Raw genomic sequence first — 15,270 nt, forward strand, 5'->3', positions numbered from 1 at the left:
TTGAGGGATACAACAATGGCAAGTTACTTTATCGGCGTAGATGTAGGGACCGGCAGCGCAAGGGCCGGAGTATTCGATTTGCAGGGCCGCATGGTCGGGCAGGCCAGCCGTGAAATTACCATGTTTAAGCCCAAGGCGGATTTTGTTGAGCAGTCTTCCGATAATATCTGGCAGGCGGTGTGTAATGCGGTACGAGATGCGGTGAATCAGGCTGATATCAACCCGATCCAAGTGAAAGGGCTGGGGTTCGATGCCACCTGTTCGCTGGTGGTGCTGGATAAAGAAGGCAACCCGTTGACCGTTAGCCCGTCGGGGCGCAGCGAACAGAATGTAATTGTCTGGATGGATCATCGTGCCATTACCCAGGCTGAAAGAATTAATGCCACCAAACATCCGGTATTGGAGTTTGTTGGCGGCGTGATTTCACCTGAAATGCAAACTCCAAAACTGCTGTGGTTGAAACAGCATATGCCAACCACGTGGAGCAATGTCGGTCATCTGTTTGATTTACCGGATTTTCTCACCTGGCGAGCGACCAAAGACGAAACCCGTTCGCTTTGTTCTACGGTGTGTAAATGGACTTATCTGGGCCATGAGGATCGCTGGGATCCGTCCTATTTTAAATTGGTCGGGCTGGCTGATTTGCTGGACAACAATGCGGCGAAAATCGGTGCTAGCGTTAAACCGATGGGCGAGCCGTTGGGCCGTGGACTTAGCCAACGGGCGGCATCAGAAATGGGATTGATCCCTGGTACTGCGGTCAGTGTTTCTATTATTGATGCCCATGCTGGCACTATTGGCATCCTCGGTGCCAGTGGTGTGACTGGCGAAAATGCCAATTTTGATCGGCGCATTGCGCTGATTGGTGGTACCTCAACGGCACATATGGCGATGTCACGTTCCGCGCATTTTATTGGCGGCATCTGGGGACCCTATTATTCGGCTATCTTACCGGAGTACTGGCTAAATGAGGGCGGACAGTCGGCGACGGGAGCATTAATTGACCATATTATTCAAACACATCCGTGTTACCCAGAGCTGTTGGCACAGGCCAAAAGCAAAGGTGAGACTATTTACGAGGCGCTAAATCATATTCTGCGCCAGCTTGCCGGTGAACCGGAGAATATCGCCTTCCTCACCAAAGATATTCACATTTTGCCGTACTTCCACGGTAATCGTTCACCGCGCGCGAATCCGAATCTGACGGGCATTATTACCGGCTTGAAGCTGTCTACCAACTTTGAAGATATGGCGTTACGCTATTTGGCGACCATTCAGGCGCTGGCGCTGGGAACGCGGCATATCATCGAAACCATGAATAAGAACGGCTATTGCATTGACACTATGATGGCCAGCGGCGGCGGAACTAAAAACCCGATCTTTGTACAAGAACACGCTAATGCGACGGGTTGTGCCATGCTACTGCCGGAAGAGAGTGAAGCCATGTTGCTCGGCAGCGCCATGATGGGCACGGTCGCAGCAGGTGTGTTTGAGTCGCTGCCGGAGGCGATGGCTGCCATGAGCCGCATTGGTAAAACGGTCACACCGCAAACTAACAAAATCAAAGCCTATTACGACCGTAAATACCGCGTGTTCCACCAGATGTATCACGACCATATGCGTTATCAGGAACTGATGCAGGAGGAAGGATGAGCCAGAGTGATGAATGGCAAATAGCCAGTGACGCATGGATGACTTATAGCCGCGAGTTGGCGGCGTTAAAGGATAATGTCGATCCGCAGGTGTGGTTGCAGGTGCTGGAGATGTTGGCTGGGTGCCGTGGCAAAATCGCGGTAACTGGGGTGGGCACATCAGGTATTGCCGCACGAAAGGTTGCTCATATGCTGGCTTGCGTAGAGCAACCGGCGATTTACCTGAATGCCACTGATGCAGCGCACGGCGATTTGGGTTTCCTCGGGTCACAGGACATCATCATTTTGATCTCTCGTGGCGGGAATTCCGATGAGCTGACCCGGTTGCTGCCAACGCTGCAACGCAAGCAAGTGCAGATTATCAGTGTAACGGAAAACGAGCAGTCGGCTATCGCGCAGGTATCTGCCTTGGTGCTGAAAACACATGTGAAGCAAGAGATAGACCCGCTGAATATGTTAGCAACCACATCTATTGTTCTGGTATTAGCCCTGTTTGATGCTATCTGTGCCTGCCTGATGGCACGCAGAGGTTTTACCAAACAGGCCCTACTGGCGGTGCACCCTGGTGGAGATGTGGGTATCGAATTACGTAAACAGCAGTAATTAACCGATAAAAAACACCGCGCCAGTGTCATCGCGCGGTGTTTTTTATTCTGAATATTTCAATGTATTACCAGAAACCCAGCACTTTCCACCAGGCGCTACCGATAATCAGCCAGATAGGGATAACCACCAGACTGATCAGGAAACCAATCTTCCACCAGGTCGCCAGTGGGATAAAGTTACAACCAAACAGGATAGGGGCCGGGCCGCCAGAGTAGTGGGTAGTTGCCATATACAGGTTACTGAACATACCAAATACCAATACTGTCAGCATTGGCGGAGCACCTGCTGCAATAGCAATGGAGACAAAAATGGCATACATGGCACTGATATGGGCGATGGCACTGGCCATCATATAGTGGCTGTAATAGTACGCCAGCAGCAGGATTCCCATCATTGGCACCCAGTTCATCCCCTGCACTGAACCGGCAATTGATGAGCCAAACCAGGTAATAAAACCCAGCTTATTCAGTTGGCTGGCGAGTGTTAGCAGTACCGCAAACCAAATCACCGTATGCCAGGCTTCTTTCTCGGCAATCACATCATCCCAGGTCAGCGCGCCACTCAGTAATAGAATTGCCAGTCCAATAAAGGCGGTCATGGTGGCATCAATATTCAGTGCTGCGCCACATACCCACAGCGTCACCAGCCCGACGAAGACCGATAATACAATCCATTCGTTGCGGCTCATTGGCCCCATTTCTTTCAATTTCACCATTGCCAAGGCGCGCATTTCCGGGGTTTTCTTTATTTCTGGCGGGTAGAAGCGATACAGCAACAACGGGATTACTGCCAAAGAGATTAAACCAGGGACGATGGCGGCCAATGCCCAACTGGTCCAGGTAATGGTAATCCCCATTTCACCGGCCAGTTTGCCAATCATTGGGTTGCCGGCCATTGAGGTCAGGAACATCGCACAGGTAATGGCATTACACTGGAAGATACATTGCACCAGAAATGCCCCGATTTTGCGCTCGGTACCGCGTTCTGGTGTCGATTCATAGGCTTCAGAAATTGAGCGAAACAGCGGCGTAATGATGCCACCACATCGGGCGGAGGTAGACGGCATCGCCGGTGCGAATAGCAAATCGGTCAGCACCAAACCATAAGCCAGACCTAGCGAGCTGTGGCCCAACTTACTGATAAACAGATAACCGACCCGGCGGCCAAAACCTGTTTTAATAAAGCCGCGTGAGATAAAGAAGGCGCAAGCGATCATCCAGATTGTCGGGTCAGCAAAACCGGCTAACACTTCTTTGATACTCAGCAAGCCTGTAGCCGCAACGACTGTCAGGCTGAATATCGCCATTGCGCCTAACGGATATGGCGACAGGATCAGGCCGATAACCGTCGCTGCAAAAACCGCCATCAGGTGCCAGGCGCGCGGGTCTACCGATTCCGGGACGGGGCTAAACCAGATACCTATCCCAATAAATAGGATAAGTAACATCCTTCCTATACGTGTTTTGAATATCGACATGATTATTTACCCTGATGCTATTTTATGTGCAGTGTTAATCATCGCCAGTGAAAAAAGCGGTAATAATGAGATGATTAAGGTGATGGTTATATGAAATAACTGTATAGATAAAATAACGTAGTCATTTTGATCAAAGTCATTCTTATATTGTTCGGGATGGGGATGCGTAGCGGGAGATATATATTATTCTGGCGAGAACAATTCAGACGGAATTTAGCGGTTACTCTACTTTATTAATTATCCTATGCGGGATTTTATCTGTTAAAACAACGTGATTTTGCATTAATAGACGAGAAGGTAAAGCCAGGGTAAATCTGAGTAGAGGAACGTCGGACAGATTAAATCTATTGGTAAAGATTAATGCATAAACGTTGCTTATTGGATTTATTACTTTTTGCCTACTGACAATTGAATATTATTCTGAGTGTAGCTCTATTTTTGGCAACAAAAAAACCCGCACCAAGGCGGGTTCTTTTTATTCAGAATAACGTAACTGCTCAGAGCTATCACCTTCATCTATCGTACGTTATTCCAATAGTTTTGGTATCTATTATTGGCTGTTACAGCGCAATAACATTTACCGCTGCTGGGCCTTTAGCGCCGTTCTCAATAGAGAACTCCACGTTTTGGCCTTCATCTAAGGTTTTAAAATCATTACTCTGGATGGCAGAGAAGTGAACGAACACATCTTTGCTACCATCAGCAGGAGAGATAAAACCAAAACCTTTATCAGCGTTAAACCATTTTACTAAACCAGTCATTTTATTAGACATAGAGATACTTCCTTCAATTATTTTTGATTGCCGCCATAGGCGAACGGATAGGCTTGGGTACAACTTATGGGGCACTTAGAAGGAATTTCGCGAAGAAGAGGTATCTGTCTGATAACGCTAATACGGAGAACTGCTTTACTAAAACTGCTTGCATAAATGTTACTGTCAACCGGGTACTGCTTATTACTTTATTTGGAGAGCGGGTTACACTGCTCGGGTCTGGCCGTCATCGCTATCGGCAACCTGCTCCCCTAATCACGCTGTATTACAGAGCGACTACGTTTACCGCTGATGGGCCTTTAGCGCCGTTCTCAATAGAGAACTCAACTTTTTGACCTTCATCTAACGTTTTGAAATCATTGCTCTGGATGGCAGAGAAGTGTACGAACACATCTTTGCTACCATCAGCAGGGGTGATGAAACCAAAACCTTTACCAGCGTCAAACCATTTTACTAAACCAGTCATTTTATTAGACATAGGGATACTTCCTTCAATTATTTTTTGCCACAATAGTGCGGCGAACGTGGTCTGTTTTTCAGCGGATTACTTATTTGGGCACTTAGGAGGAGACTCACGGAGAAGGGATATCTATGGATAACGCTTGAACTGAGGACTGCTTTACTAAAACTGCTTTCATAAGGTCTGTGTTCCAAACCGATGAGGCTATTTAACCACAACACATTCCTCGTGGCAACACAATATTTGACTATCATAATCAGTATCAATGGTTTTTTCATCTGGAATGGGGTGCGACGTAATGCCTTTTATGTTACTAAACAGCCTATTACACCGATAAAAGTTGTTGCTAAATTGTGGGGTAATATTTTGTGTTAATGCGCTCATAGCCGGAGGGGGATCCCCCCGGCTGGTTAATTTAGCGGGGAGAAACTGTTACTGTGCCGCTACGGTCACTGGCAATCATGACGCGTTGACCTGCACTGAAACGCGTTGGCCCTTGTGCCTGTACGACGACGATACTGCTGCCATCATCTCGGCGAATTTCCAGTTGTACACCTTCACTACGGTTCATGGCGCTTTGCACGCCTTGACCTGCCATACCACCGGCTACCGCACCACCTGCCGTTGCCAGGCTATTACCACGGCCACCACCTATAGTGTTACCCAAGAAGCCCCCGACTACAGCACCGCCAATGGCACCGGCCACATTATTTTCACTGCCGCCCTGAATGGTGACTGGCCGTGCAGAGATAACGGTGCCGTAGGTTACGGTCTGTACTTGTCGTGCCTGAGAGGCGGTGAAAGTATCACCAGACGCAGTTCTGTTGTTGGCACATCCACTTAATACTGTCGCTGTAAGTGCTACGGCAATGACCAGCTTATTCATAATCAAACCCCTATTATCGGTACAAATCAGACTTCGTCAGCAATACCCTTCCTACTTGACGTTGCAGCAGTGTTAGCTGTTTTCACTCTGAACCTTGGTCAGCTCAACGAGATTCGCTTGTTACCTTACTGTAACGGCAATTACTTTGAGTATAGATAATTGTTAACAATGACTATAGCGTGAGAACTCTTAATCTGAGGAGATAAATATGATAGCAGTGTACATATAGGCGGATTCTCGCCTTATTTTCATGTTACCGTCATGCTAAACATAGTCATTTATCGACTCAGGAAGGCTGTCTTGCTACGCTCTATTCTTGCCGCCAAAATTTTCCGCCTCGACTTAGGTCGACTAATCCTTATTCTAGCTGTAATGAGCGCCTTTGTGACGCTAGCGAACAGTTTCTATGCCAGTTATCGGGTACAGCGGCAGCTACTGATTGATAACACACTCGAAGCCAACCGTGTCTATGCGACTAAACTGGCATCCAGTACGGATATTTTCCTGAGAAGCGCGCAAAAGCAACTGCATTACAGCAGTATGATTGTCGCCAAGAATTTTGATGATCATGAGGCGCTGCAAGCGGAAACCGCACGGCTAAAATACCAAACCGATAGTTTTAACTCGGTGGTAATAACGGATGCGCATGGTGTTATCCGCGCAACATCCCCGGACAATCTCCAGTTATTAGGTCACGTATTGACATCACCAGGGTCAGTGGAGGCGTTAAAACTACGTCGCCCGGTAATTAGTAAGCCTTATGTATCGGCAGCAAATAATCTGGTTATCAATATCTCGACCCCCATCTTTACGCCGGATGGACGTTATCGCGGTTATATCGGCGGTACTATTTACCTGCGCAAGCAAAGTATTTTAAATGAGCTATTGGGTGAGCATTATTATCGTGATGGCTCCTATATCGTGGTGCTCGACAGCGATCGGCGCATCCTTTATCACCAAGATACCAGCCGTATCGGGGAAATACTTGAACCTAAACCCATCACGGAAGCGATAAAAACCTCCACTAACGGCAGCTTGATGGTTACCAGTACTAGCGGCGAATCAATGCTAGCGGGCTATGCCATTGTCGAACCCTCCGGTTGGGAAATCATTACCTTGCGGCCCGAAGCGTCAACGTTGAAGCCACTGGAAGGTTTAATGCTAAAAGGGCTTGGTCATATCACGCCATTGGCGCTACTCACTTTGCTGGGTGTTTGGCTGTTATCCCGGTTAATTGCCCGCCCGCTGTGGTTGCTCGCCGGCAGTGCCAACCATATGGATAAGCCCGATATTGCCAGCAGCATCAAGGAAATTCCTTCCTGGTATTTCGAATCGACCCAACTCAAACGGGCGCTATTGATTGGCATCAGTTTGTTGCAAAAGAAAATCGGTAAATTGAAGTTTGAGGCACAAACTGATCCCATGACTGGCCTGTTTAACCGGCGTGGATTGGCCATCACCCTCGAGCCTATCTCACAGCTTGGGCAGCATTTTTCGGTTATTGCACTGGATATTGACCACTTTAAGTCGATTAATGACGCTTACGGCCACGACGTTGGTGATGAGGTTATTAAGCAATTGGCAGTCCAAATCCGCGATAGCTCCCGTGACACGGATATCTTGTGTCGTAGCGGAGGGGAGGAGTTCCTGATGTTGCTGCCGGGTACTACGTTGGATGTGGCCACACAGGTCGCCAACCGGCTGCGTCAAAATGTAGAAAGGATGGTGATATCGGACATTCATCCTATTACGATTTCGCTAGGCGTGGCGTACTGGAATGGCGAGGGTATGCTGGAAGATTCGCTCAAACTGGCGGATGAAGCCCTATATCGAGCGAAACAGCAAGGGCGCAATCGGGTAGAGATTGCGTAATAAAAAAGGCGCGCTCCGTGTGGAGTACGCCTTTTTAAACAACAACTTAACTGACTAGTATCAGTTCATGCCGTATTTTTTCAATTTCTTACGTAGCGTGCCACGGTTGATGCCCATCATCAGGGCAGCGCGGGTTTGGTTGCCACGGGTGTATTGCATCACCATGTCCAACAATGGCTGTTCAACTTCAGCCAGTACCAACTCATACAGGTCACTCACATCCTGACCATTCAGTTGAGCAAAATAGTTCTTCAGTGCTTGTTTAACCGAGTCACGCAAAGGCTTTTGAGTCACCTGATCTTGTGAATTTACGGTTGCAACGGTCAGTACGTCAGAATTTACGCGTTGTTCGAACATAGTTCTGTCAGCTCTTTTTTCTGTTTACGCAAGATTTTCGAAATATGCCTCCAACGCCTCCAGCTGTTCGCTGGCATCCTCAATGGCGTTGAATGTGCGCCGAAACTGGTCGTTAGGGGCGTGCTCCTGGAGATACCAAGAGACGTGCTTACGTGCAATACGAAATCCCTTGCCTGGACCATAAAAGTCGTGCAATTCCCGTATATGCCCGTTTAACAAGCGCTGCACTTCGCCAAGTGGCATCGGTGGCAGCAGCTCCCCAGTGTCCAGATAATGCTGGATTTCCCGGAAGATCCAAGGTCTTCCCTGAGCGGCACGTCCTATCATCAGAGCATCAGCCCCAGTGTAGTCGAGCACCGCTCTGGCTTTATGCGGGTCAGTGATGTCGCCATTCGCGATAACGGGAATGGAAACAATCTGCTTAACTGCCCGAATGCTGTCGTATTCCGCCTCACCATTAAACAGGCAAGAACGGGTTCGGCCATGAATCGTCAGGGCTTGTATACCACAATTTTCGGCCAGTTGGGCAATTTCTATACAATTACGGTGTTCGGTCGACCAACCCGTCCTGATCTTCAGCGTTACTGGCGCATCTACCGCATTAACCACCGCGGAGAGGATTTGTTTAACCAAATCAGGATGTTGCAATAATGCAGAACCTGCCAGCTTGCGATTCACTTTCTTGGCCGGACATCCCATATTGATATCGATGATTTGTGCACCATTAGCCACATTGATTCTGGCTGCTGCTGCCATCTCATCCGGGTCGTTACCGGCAATTTGCACGGTACGAATCCCAGGCTCATCGCTATGAACCATACGCAAACGTGACTTATCCGTCCGCCAGACCTCGGGATTCGAGGAGAGCATTTCAGATACCGTCATCCCAGCCCCCATGCCATGACATAGCGCTCTGAAGGGGCGGTCTGTTATACCAGCCATCGGGGCGGCAATCAGGCAATTTGTAAGCTGGAAGTGTCCAATACGCATAGACAAAGAATGACCACACTGTGTCCGTAAGGGCGCGTATATTACGCATTTTTGCGCCCAGATGAAAGGCCAAACTTTGACCAATTGATGAAAAAAGAGCGATAAAATACCCGCCAAGCTGTGCTAATTAATTATTTATTCATATATAACATGGTTTTAACTGAAATTGATTAATTTGTGCGCTTCAGGATTTTCTCCTAAACATCACAATTATCGACTAGTTATGCTACATCTGTCTGGTCGAAAGTGCTGATTTATTCATCAAATCAATGATAAAGCACAGATGGAAATGAGTCAGACCTCCCATTTTGATTAAAAAGAGAGTGTGGTGGATTGCCAGAAATGCTAACTCAGCAAGGGATGTGATGGCCCCTGCTAAGGTTTAACAGCCCTGGCAGGGGAGTCGGTTTTTGCGCGTTTACTGCTTGATACCGGTAATACGGCACCACTCTTCTTTCTCTGCCACTGGGTCGAGGGTGAACTTATCCTCGTAAGCCTGTGCGACGCCCACAGCCTGGGTCGCCAGTACCCCAGACAGACCCAAATGACCGCCGGTTACCGGTAGTACACTAATCAGTGGCGCCAGTTCGCGCAAGGGGCCTGCCAGAATATTGGCGACCACCACATCAGCAGATAAGTCTGCTGGCTGGTCTTTGGCGAGATACAGCTCCAGACGCTCTGAAACGCCGTTACGCTGTGCGTTATCACGACTGGCCTGAATGGCCTGCGGATCGATATCGATGCCAATAGCGCGCGTTGCACCGAGTTTTAGCGCTGCAATTGCCAGGATGCCAGAGCCACAACCGAAGTCGATAACAGTTTTACCGTCCAGGCTGAGGCCATCGAGCCATTGCAGACACAATGCGGTGGTTGGATGGGTACCGGTACCAAATGCCAAACCGGGGTCCAGCATCACGTTGACCGCGGTTGGGTCCGGCACATCACGCCAGCTCGGGCAGATCCACAGGCGCTCACCGAAACGCATCGGATGGAAATTATCCATCCATTCACGTTCCCAATCCTTATCTTCCAACTGCTCAATCTTATGGATAAAGCCTTTACCGAGTTGCGGGTTGTATTCCAGCATGGCGATCACTGCGGCCATCTCCGTTTCAGCATCATACAGGCCAATCACATCAGTATCGCCCCACAGTCGAGTTTCGCCTGGTAGCGGCTCAAACACCGGATTATCGTGGGTATCCTGAAACGTAACTGACACCGCGCCACTTTCAATCAATGCGTCCCCAAGGGATTCGGCCTGATTGCCGGTGGTGTTTAATTTTAGTTGAATCCAAGGCATGACTTTTCTCTCAAAAGCTCAATCCCCTTCATCTTTCAAGTCGCAGGGGGGTTGGCTGTGCTCACGCCACCCGAATCACTTGACTGTGTAAGCTCATCGGGATGCCCTCGCTTGCCGCCTTCCTGCATCTTGAAATCTATTGGGTATATAATTGAGCTGATATAAATTAATCGTTTCTAATCAGCGCTAACTACCACGGGCTGCCGCGCTCTAGCCCTGTCGCCAAACTGATTACCGATATAAAACGCCAGCAGATTAAGCACCAGTGACGGCACTATCGGGTGTAGGCCGGCTATCTTAATATTGAAACTGGCCAATACCGTATAGCATACCGCACCGACAATCATAGAGCTAAGGGCTCCGTGAGCATTGGCGCGCTCCCAGTACAGCCCCAGCACCAATGGCCAGAGGAATACCGCTTCCAGACCACCAAAGGCCAACAGATTCAGCCAGATAATCATTTCTGGCGGCCGCCAGGCAGCAAGTAACAGTAACAGTCCCAGAATAAGCGTCGATAAGCTGGAAATACGCGCCAACTTGCGTTCATTCTTCAACTCTTCTGGCCACAGATTGAGATATAAATCTTTCACGATGGTTGCAGAAGATTGCAGCAACTGGGCATTGATGGTCGACATAATCGCCGCCATGGGTGCCGCCAGAAAGATCCCGGCAGCAAAGGGCGGCAACACGGTGATCATCAGTGTCGGGATCACCTGATCGGGGATCTTCAGGTCCGGCAGGATAGCCCGGCCCAATGCGCCAGCCAAATGCATGCCGAACATCAGGATGGCGACCACAATGGTGCCGATGATAATGCCACGATGTACCGCTTTGCTATCACGATACGAAATACAGCGCACGGCAGTATGTGGCAGGCCAATCACGCCAAAGCACACCAGGATCCAGAACGAGGCCATAAACGGCAAATCAAGGATCTTGTCACCACCTTGCGGTGAAACTAGCGCTGGATCAATATGTTGTAGTGTATCGACGGCTTTATGCAACCCGCCTGCGGCATGGATCACTGCAACCAATAGCAAAATAGTGCCGATCAACATCACCAGCCCTTGCAAGGCATCGTTCAATACACTGGCGCGGAAACCACCAAAAGAGGTATATAACGCGATACTGATACCAAATATTAATAAGCCGGTATCGTAAGGAATGCCTGCCGCAGTTTCCAGTAAACGTGCACCACCAATAAATTGCACGGTCATGGCACCGACAAACGCCACCAACAAACTGATACTGGCCAGCCACACCAGCAATCGGCTCTGATAGCGGGCATACAGCATATCGTTGAGGGTTACAGCGTTATAGCGGCGCGCCAGAATGGCAAACTTCTTGCCCAGAACACCCAGCGACAGCCAGACCGCAGGTAACTGGATCATCGCCAATAACACCCAGCCAAGGCCATACTTATAGGCAGCACCCGGCCCGCCAATAAATGAACTGGCACTGATATAAGTGGCGGTCAGGGTCATTGCCAGTACGAATCCTCCCATCGAGCGATTGCCGATAAAGTATTCGTTTAGAAAACTTCCGGTTTTTTGGCGGGTATAGGCATAAATTGATAAGCCAAATACCATTGCCAGATAGCCCACTAATGGCAGGACAACATCAGTTTGCATTCTCATCCTCCAACGGAATATCGCGGAAGACGAAACGCACCATCAGAGCGCACAACACAATAAACACCAGTGGCAGCGCAATACAGGCGGCTTCAAACCAAGCCGGGAGGCCAGTCATGCCGGGGATATTACCGGGTAAATACGCAGTCAATATCCAGCCAGCCAGATAAGCCAATGTTAAACCAAAGGCCCAGCGCGCTTCTTTGTGGGCTTGTATGAATCTTGTTTCCATTGTTCTCCCCATACCCTTTGTACTTGGCGCGACAGCGTTGTTAGCCGCTCTCACCCACCCGAATCACTGACGTGAGTCAGCTCATCGGGATGTGTTCGTTTGCTGCCTGGCTGTCACACCAATTACTGTGGGTAATAATATCTTTGTACTTGGCGCGACAGCGTTGTTAGCCGCTCTCACCCACCCGAATCACTGACGTGAGTCAGCTCATCGGGATGTGTTCGTTTGCTGCCTGGCTGTCACACCAATTACTGTGGGTAATAATATCTTTGTACTTGGCGCGACAGCGTTGTTAGCCGCTCTCACCCACCCGAATCACTGACGTGAGTCAGCTCATCGGGATGTGTTCGTTTGCTGCCTGGCTGTCACGCCCATTACTGTGGGTAATAATACCTTTGTACTTGGCGCGACAGCATTGTTAGCCGCTCTCACCCACCCGAATTTACTTATCGGATTTCATTAGATTGCCGCTTGACTACAACACCAATAACTTCAGATAGATAAGTCGAAATAAAGTCTCAAAAGAAAAAAGACCGGTGATTAACCGGCCTTGATATAAAAGACTAACAGCATGGAGGGCGAAATATCAGGTTTCTTGTAACCCGAGTTTCTTCTCCAGATAGTGGATATTGGTGCCACCGTGCTGGAAGTTTTCGTCGTTCATGATGCGCAGCTGTAACTCAACGTTGGTTTTGATACCGTCGATAATGAGTTCCGCCAGCGCATTTTTCATGCGAGCAATCGCCACGTCACGGTTTTCACCGTAAGTGATCAGCTTGCCGATCATGGAGTCATAATATGGTGGCACAGTATAACCGGCGTAAATATGAGACTCCCAACGCACACCAAAACCGCCCGGCGCATGGAAACGGGTAATTTTACCCGGACTTGGCAGGAAGGTATTCGGGTCTTCGGCGTTGATACGGCATTCCACGGCGTGGCCGTGTACCTTCACTTCATCTTGTTTGATGGAGAGAGGTTGGCCCGCAGCGATACGCAGTTGTTCTTTGATCAAATCCACACCGGTGATCATTTCGGTAACCGGATGTTCAACCTGAATACGGGTGTTCATTTCAATGAAATAGAACTCGCCGTTTTCATACAGGAACTCGAAAGTCCCTGCACCACGATAGCCTATCTCTACACAGGCTTTCGCGCAGCGCTCACCGATATAACGGCGCAATTCGCTGGTGATGCCCGGTGCTGGTGCCTCTTCAACCACTTTCTGGTGGCGGCGCTGCATAGAACAGTCACGCTCAGCCAGATAGATAGCATTACCCTGACCGTCAGCCAAAATCTGAACTTCGATATGGCGTGGGTTCTCAAGGTATTTTTCCATATAAACCATGTCGTTATTGAAAGCCGCTTTGGCTTCCGCACGGGTCATGTTGATGGACTGCTCGAGATCTTTATCATGACGAACCACACGCATGCCACGACCACCACCACCACCTGATGCCTTGATAATGACCGGGTAACCGATACGTTTGGCAAAGGCTTTATTCTTGGTAGTGTCGTCAGTCAATGGGCCGTCAGAGCCAGGTACGCAAGGTACACCAGCTTTCTTCATCGCGCTTATTGCTGAAACTTTATCACCCATCAGGCGAATAGTTTCGGCACGTGGGCCGATAAAGATGAAACCTGAACGTTCTACCTGTTCGGCAAAATCAGCATTTTCAGACAGGAAGCCATAGCCGGGGTGAATAGCCACCGCGCCGGTGATCTCAGCCGCAGAAATGATTGCCGGGATGTTCAGATAGCTTTTAACAGAAGGCGCGGGACCAATACAAACAGTCTCGTCAGCCAATAACACATGTTTAAGATCACGATCCGCAGTAGAGTGAACTGCCACAGTTTTGATCCCCAGCTCTTTACAAGCTCGCAGGATACGCAGCGCAATCTCACCACGGTTAGCGATTACGATTTTATCAAGCATGGAACGCCTCGTTACTCGATGACGACAAGAGGCTCGTCGAATTCAACCGGCTGACCGTTTTCAACCAGAATGGCTTTTACAGTACCGGATTTATCTGCTTCGATTTGGTTCATCATTTTCATCGCTTCAACGATGCAAAGAGTGTCACCAGCAGAAACTTTCTGACCTACTTCAATGAAGGCTTTAGCATCCGGGCTCGGGGTGCGGTAGAAAGTACCGACCATTGGGGAGCGCACGATATGGCCACTGATTGCTGCTGGTGCAGCCGCTTCAGCAGGTGCTGGTGCAACGGCGGCAGCCAGTGCGGGCTGTTGCTGTGGTGCAGCAAAAGCATATGGCTGTTGCATCATTGGGTAGTTTGGTGCGGCGGGAGCACGACTGATACGTACTGACTCTTCGCCTTCTGAGATTTCCAGCTCTGAAATGCCGGACTCTTCAACCAGTTCGATCAGTTTCTTAATCTTACGAATATCCATGAGTGTGATTCCGTACTCTTTGTGTGTTGCATTAGTTGGATTTTGACAAGCGATTTACCGCTGCCTGTAAAGCAAAGTTGTAGCCATCTGCGCCAAGTCCACAGATTACGCCAACTGCAATATCAGAGAGATATGAATGATGACGGAAAGGCTCCCGGGCATGCACGTTAGATAAATGGATCTCGATAAACGGGATCTGTACACCTAACAATGCATCACGCAGTGCCACGCTGGTATGCGTAAACGCTGCTGGGTTGATCAGGATAAAATCGGCATTACCCCGTGCCTGATGAATTCTATCGATCAGCGCGTGTTCTGCATTTGACTGCAAATGAGACAGCGCCACATCCAATCCCTGAGCTTGAGCCTCTAACTGACTGACAATCTCAGCCAATGTAGTGTAACCGTACTTTTCCGGTTCACGCGTTCCAAGCAGATTCAGGTTAGGGCCATTCAGAAGCAAAATGTGCAACTTATCCGACATTGTGCTGGTATCTCCGGCAATTAGTCCATCATCGTAAAAAATAACCTGATGTCACCGATTTGTCACCTTTTTACGACGAATTTGACACTGCGATCGGTACTAAGGTCGGGCATTATAATGATATCGTAGCAATTAGCA

Annotated in this window: 15 protein-coding genes; 3 read left to right on the top strand and 12 right to left on the bottom strand. The window is 49.0% G+C overall.

All coding sequences use genetic code 11. From position 1 onward, the window contains the following. The first annotated feature begins 15 nt into the window (after window positions 1-15). Together V1955_RS01715 and V1955_RS01720 are read left to right on the top strand one after the other, a co-directional pair. Complete coding sequence (locus V1955_RS01715) at window positions 16-1,653, top strand: FGGY-family carbohydrate kinase (RefSeq protein WP_442820453.1); 1,638 nt, start codon at window positions 16-18, stop codon at window positions 1,651-1,653. Continuing rightward, a complete protein-coding gene (locus V1955_RS01720; RefSeq protein WP_083162165.1) occupies window positions 1,650-2,255 on the top strand; it encodes a KpsF/GutQ family sugar-phosphate isomerase in 606 nt (201 codons plus the stop codon). Before V1955_RS01715 ends, V1955_RS01720 begins: the two co-directional genes overlap by 4 nt. A 67-nt stretch (window positions 2,256-2,322) precedes the next feature. Here V1955_RS01720 and V1955_RS01725 read toward each other — a convergent pair whose 3' ends face one another. From V1955_RS01725 to V1955_RS01740, 4 genes are all read right to left on the bottom strand, one after another. Further along, window positions 2,323-3,735 (bottom strand): anion permease, encoded by a 1,413-nt coding sequence (locus V1955_RS01725; protein ID WP_042568990.1) that lies wholly within the window; start codon window positions 3,733-3,735, stop codon window positions 2,323-2,325. A gap of 560 nt (window positions 3,736-4,295) precedes the next feature. Next, window positions 4,296-4,508 carry a transcription antiterminator/RNA stability regulator CspE gene (gene cspE, locus V1955_RS01730; protein ID WP_083162167.1) on the bottom strand — a complete coding sequence of 71 codons (213 nt, stop codon included), beginning with the start codon at window positions 4,506-4,508 and terminating at the stop codon, window positions 4,296-4,298. A gap of 265 nt (window positions 4,509-4,773) precedes the next feature. Then, window positions 4,774-4,986 (bottom strand): transcription antiterminator/RNA stability regulator CspE, encoded by a 213-nt coding sequence (gene cspE, locus V1955_RS01735; protein ID WP_005163090.1) that lies wholly within the window; start codon window positions 4,984-4,986, stop codon window positions 4,774-4,776. A 397-nt stretch (window positions 4,987-5,383) separates the two neighbouring features. Next, window positions 5,384-5,854 carry a glycine zipper 2TM domain-containing protein gene (locus tag V1955_RS01740; protein ID WP_083162175.1) on the bottom strand — a complete coding sequence of 157 codons (471 nt, stop codon included), beginning with the start codon at window positions 5,852-5,854 and terminating at the stop codon, window positions 5,384-5,386. 312 nt (window positions 5,855-6,166) lie between these two features. On the opposite strand from V1955_RS01740, the gene V1955_RS01745 reads away from it, so the two are divergent. Beyond that, window positions 6,167-7,726 carry a sensor domain-containing diguanylate cyclase gene (locus V1955_RS01745; protein WP_083164029.1) on the top strand — a complete coding sequence of 520 codons (1,560 nt, stop codon included), beginning with the start codon at window positions 6,167-6,169 and terminating at the stop codon, window positions 7,724-7,726. A 60-nt stretch (window positions 7,727-7,786) separates the two neighbouring features. Here V1955_RS01745 and fis read toward each other — a convergent pair whose 3' ends face one another. The 8 genes from fis to aroQ form a co-directional block, all read right to left on the bottom strand. Continuing rightward, window positions 7,787-8,083, bottom strand: coding sequence for a DNA-binding transcriptional regulator Fis (gene fis, locus V1955_RS01750; protein WP_002210061.1), 297 nt, complete (start codon window positions 8,081-8,083; stop codon window positions 7,787-7,789). A 24-nt stretch (window positions 8,084-8,107) separates the two neighbouring features. Further along, a complete protein-coding gene (gene dusB, locus V1955_RS01755; RefSeq protein WP_083162177.1) occupies window positions 8,108-9,073 on the bottom strand; it encodes a tRNA dihydrouridine synthase DusB in 966 nt (321 codons plus the stop codon). A gap of 418 nt (window positions 9,074-9,491) precedes the next feature. Further along, window positions 9,492-10,373, bottom strand: coding sequence for a 50S ribosomal protein L11 methyltransferase (prmA, locus tag V1955_RS01760; protein ID WP_083162179.1), 882 nt, complete (start codon window positions 10,371-10,373; stop codon window positions 9,492-9,494). Window positions 10,374-10,549: 176 nt separating this feature from the next. Beyond that, on the bottom strand, window positions 10,550-12,004 hold the full coding sequence (panF, locus tag V1955_RS01765) for a sodium/pantothenate symporter (protein WP_372560387.1): 1,455 nt from the start codon (window positions 12,002-12,004) through the stop codon (window positions 10,550-10,552). Beyond that, window positions 11,994-12,236: a YhdT family protein gene (locus V1955_RS01770; protein WP_083162184.1), complete on the bottom strand. Its 243-nt coding sequence runs from the start codon at window positions 12,234-12,236 to the stop codon at window positions 11,994-11,996. Before V1955_RS01770 ends, panF begins: the two co-directional genes overlap by 11 nt. Before the next feature lie 586 nt (window positions 12,237-12,822). Next, window positions 12,823-14,172, bottom strand: coding sequence for an acetyl-CoA carboxylase biotin carboxylase subunit (gene accC / locus V1955_RS01775; protein WP_083162186.1), 1,350 nt, complete (start codon window positions 14,170-14,172; stop codon window positions 12,823-12,825). 11 nt (window positions 14,173-14,183) lie between these two features. Next, window positions 14,184-14,648, bottom strand: a complete 465-nt coding sequence (gene accB, locus V1955_RS01780; RefSeq protein WP_004701474.1) for an acetyl-CoA carboxylase biotin carboxyl carrier protein — start codon at window positions 14,646-14,648, stop codon at window positions 14,184-14,186. 31 nt (window positions 14,649-14,679) lie between these two features. After that, window positions 14,680-15,132 carry a type II 3-dehydroquinate dehydratase gene (aroQ, locus tag V1955_RS01785; RefSeq protein ID WP_420072997.1) on the bottom strand — a complete coding sequence of 151 codons (453 nt, stop codon included), beginning with the start codon at window positions 15,130-15,132 and terminating at the stop codon, window positions 14,680-14,682. Window positions 15,133-15,270 lie beyond the last annotated feature (138 nt).

The sequence above is a fragment of the Yersinia sp. 2545 StPb PI genome (genome assembly GCF_052217125.1).
GTDB lineage: Bacteria > Pseudomonadota > Gammaproteobacteria > Enterobacterales > Enterobacteriaceae > Yersinia > Yersinia enterocolitica_E.

What these genes read in the sequence shown, in the direction of transcription:
- V1955_RS01715 (WP_442820453.1), top strand. Translation starts at nt 16, where the DNA reads ATGGCAAGTTACTTTATCGGCGTAGATGTAGGGACCGGCAGCGCAAGG.
- V1955_RS01720 (WP_083162165.1), top strand. Translation starts at nt 1,650, where the DNA reads ATGAGCCAGAGTGATGAATGGCAAATAGCCAGTGACGCATGGATGACT.
- V1955_RS01725 (WP_042568990.1), bottom strand. Translation starts at nt 3,735, where the DNA reads ATGTCGATATTCAAAACACGTATAGGAAGGATGTTACTTATCCTATTT.
- cspE (WP_083162167.1), bottom strand. Translation starts at nt 4,508, where the DNA reads ATGTCTAATAAAATGACTGGTTTAGTAAAATGGTTTAACGCTGATAAA.
- cspE (WP_005163090.1), bottom strand. Translation starts at nt 4,986, where the DNA reads ATGTCTAATAAAATGACTGGTTTAGTAAAATGGTTTGACGCTGGTAAA.
- V1955_RS01740 (WP_083162175.1), bottom strand. Translation starts at nt 5,854, where the DNA reads ATGAATAAGCTGGTCATTGCCGTAGCACTTACAGCGACAGTATTAAGT.
- fis (WP_002210061.1), bottom strand. Translation starts at nt 8,083, where the DNA reads ATGTTCGAACAACGCGTAAATTCTGACGTACTGACCGTTGCAACCGTA.
- dusB (WP_083162177.1), bottom strand. Translation starts at nt 9,073, where the DNA reads ATGCGTATTGGACACTTCCAGCTTACAAATTGCCTGATTGCCGCCCCG.
- prmA (WP_083162179.1), bottom strand. Translation starts at nt 10,373, where the DNA reads ATGCCTTGGATTCAACTAAAATTAAACACCACCGGCAATCAGGCCGAA.
- panF (WP_372560387.1), bottom strand. Translation starts at nt 12,004, where the DNA reads ATGCAAACTGATGTTGTCCTGCCATTAGTGGGCTATCTGGCAATGGTA.
- V1955_RS01770 (WP_083162184.1), bottom strand. Translation starts at nt 12,236, where the DNA reads ATGGAAACAAGATTCATACAAGCCCACAAAGAAGCGCGCTGGGCCTTT.
- accC (WP_083162186.1), bottom strand. Translation starts at nt 14,172, where the DNA reads ATGCTTGATAAAATCGTAATCGCTAACCGTGGTGAGATTGCGCTGCGT.
- accB (WP_004701474.1), bottom strand. Translation starts at nt 14,648, where the DNA reads ATGGATATTCGTAAGATTAAGAAACTGATCGAACTGGTTGAAGAGTCC.
- aroQ (WP_420072997.1), bottom strand. Translation starts at nt 15,132, where the DNA reads ATGTCGGATAAGTTGCACATTTTGCTTCTGAATGGCCCTAACCTGAAT.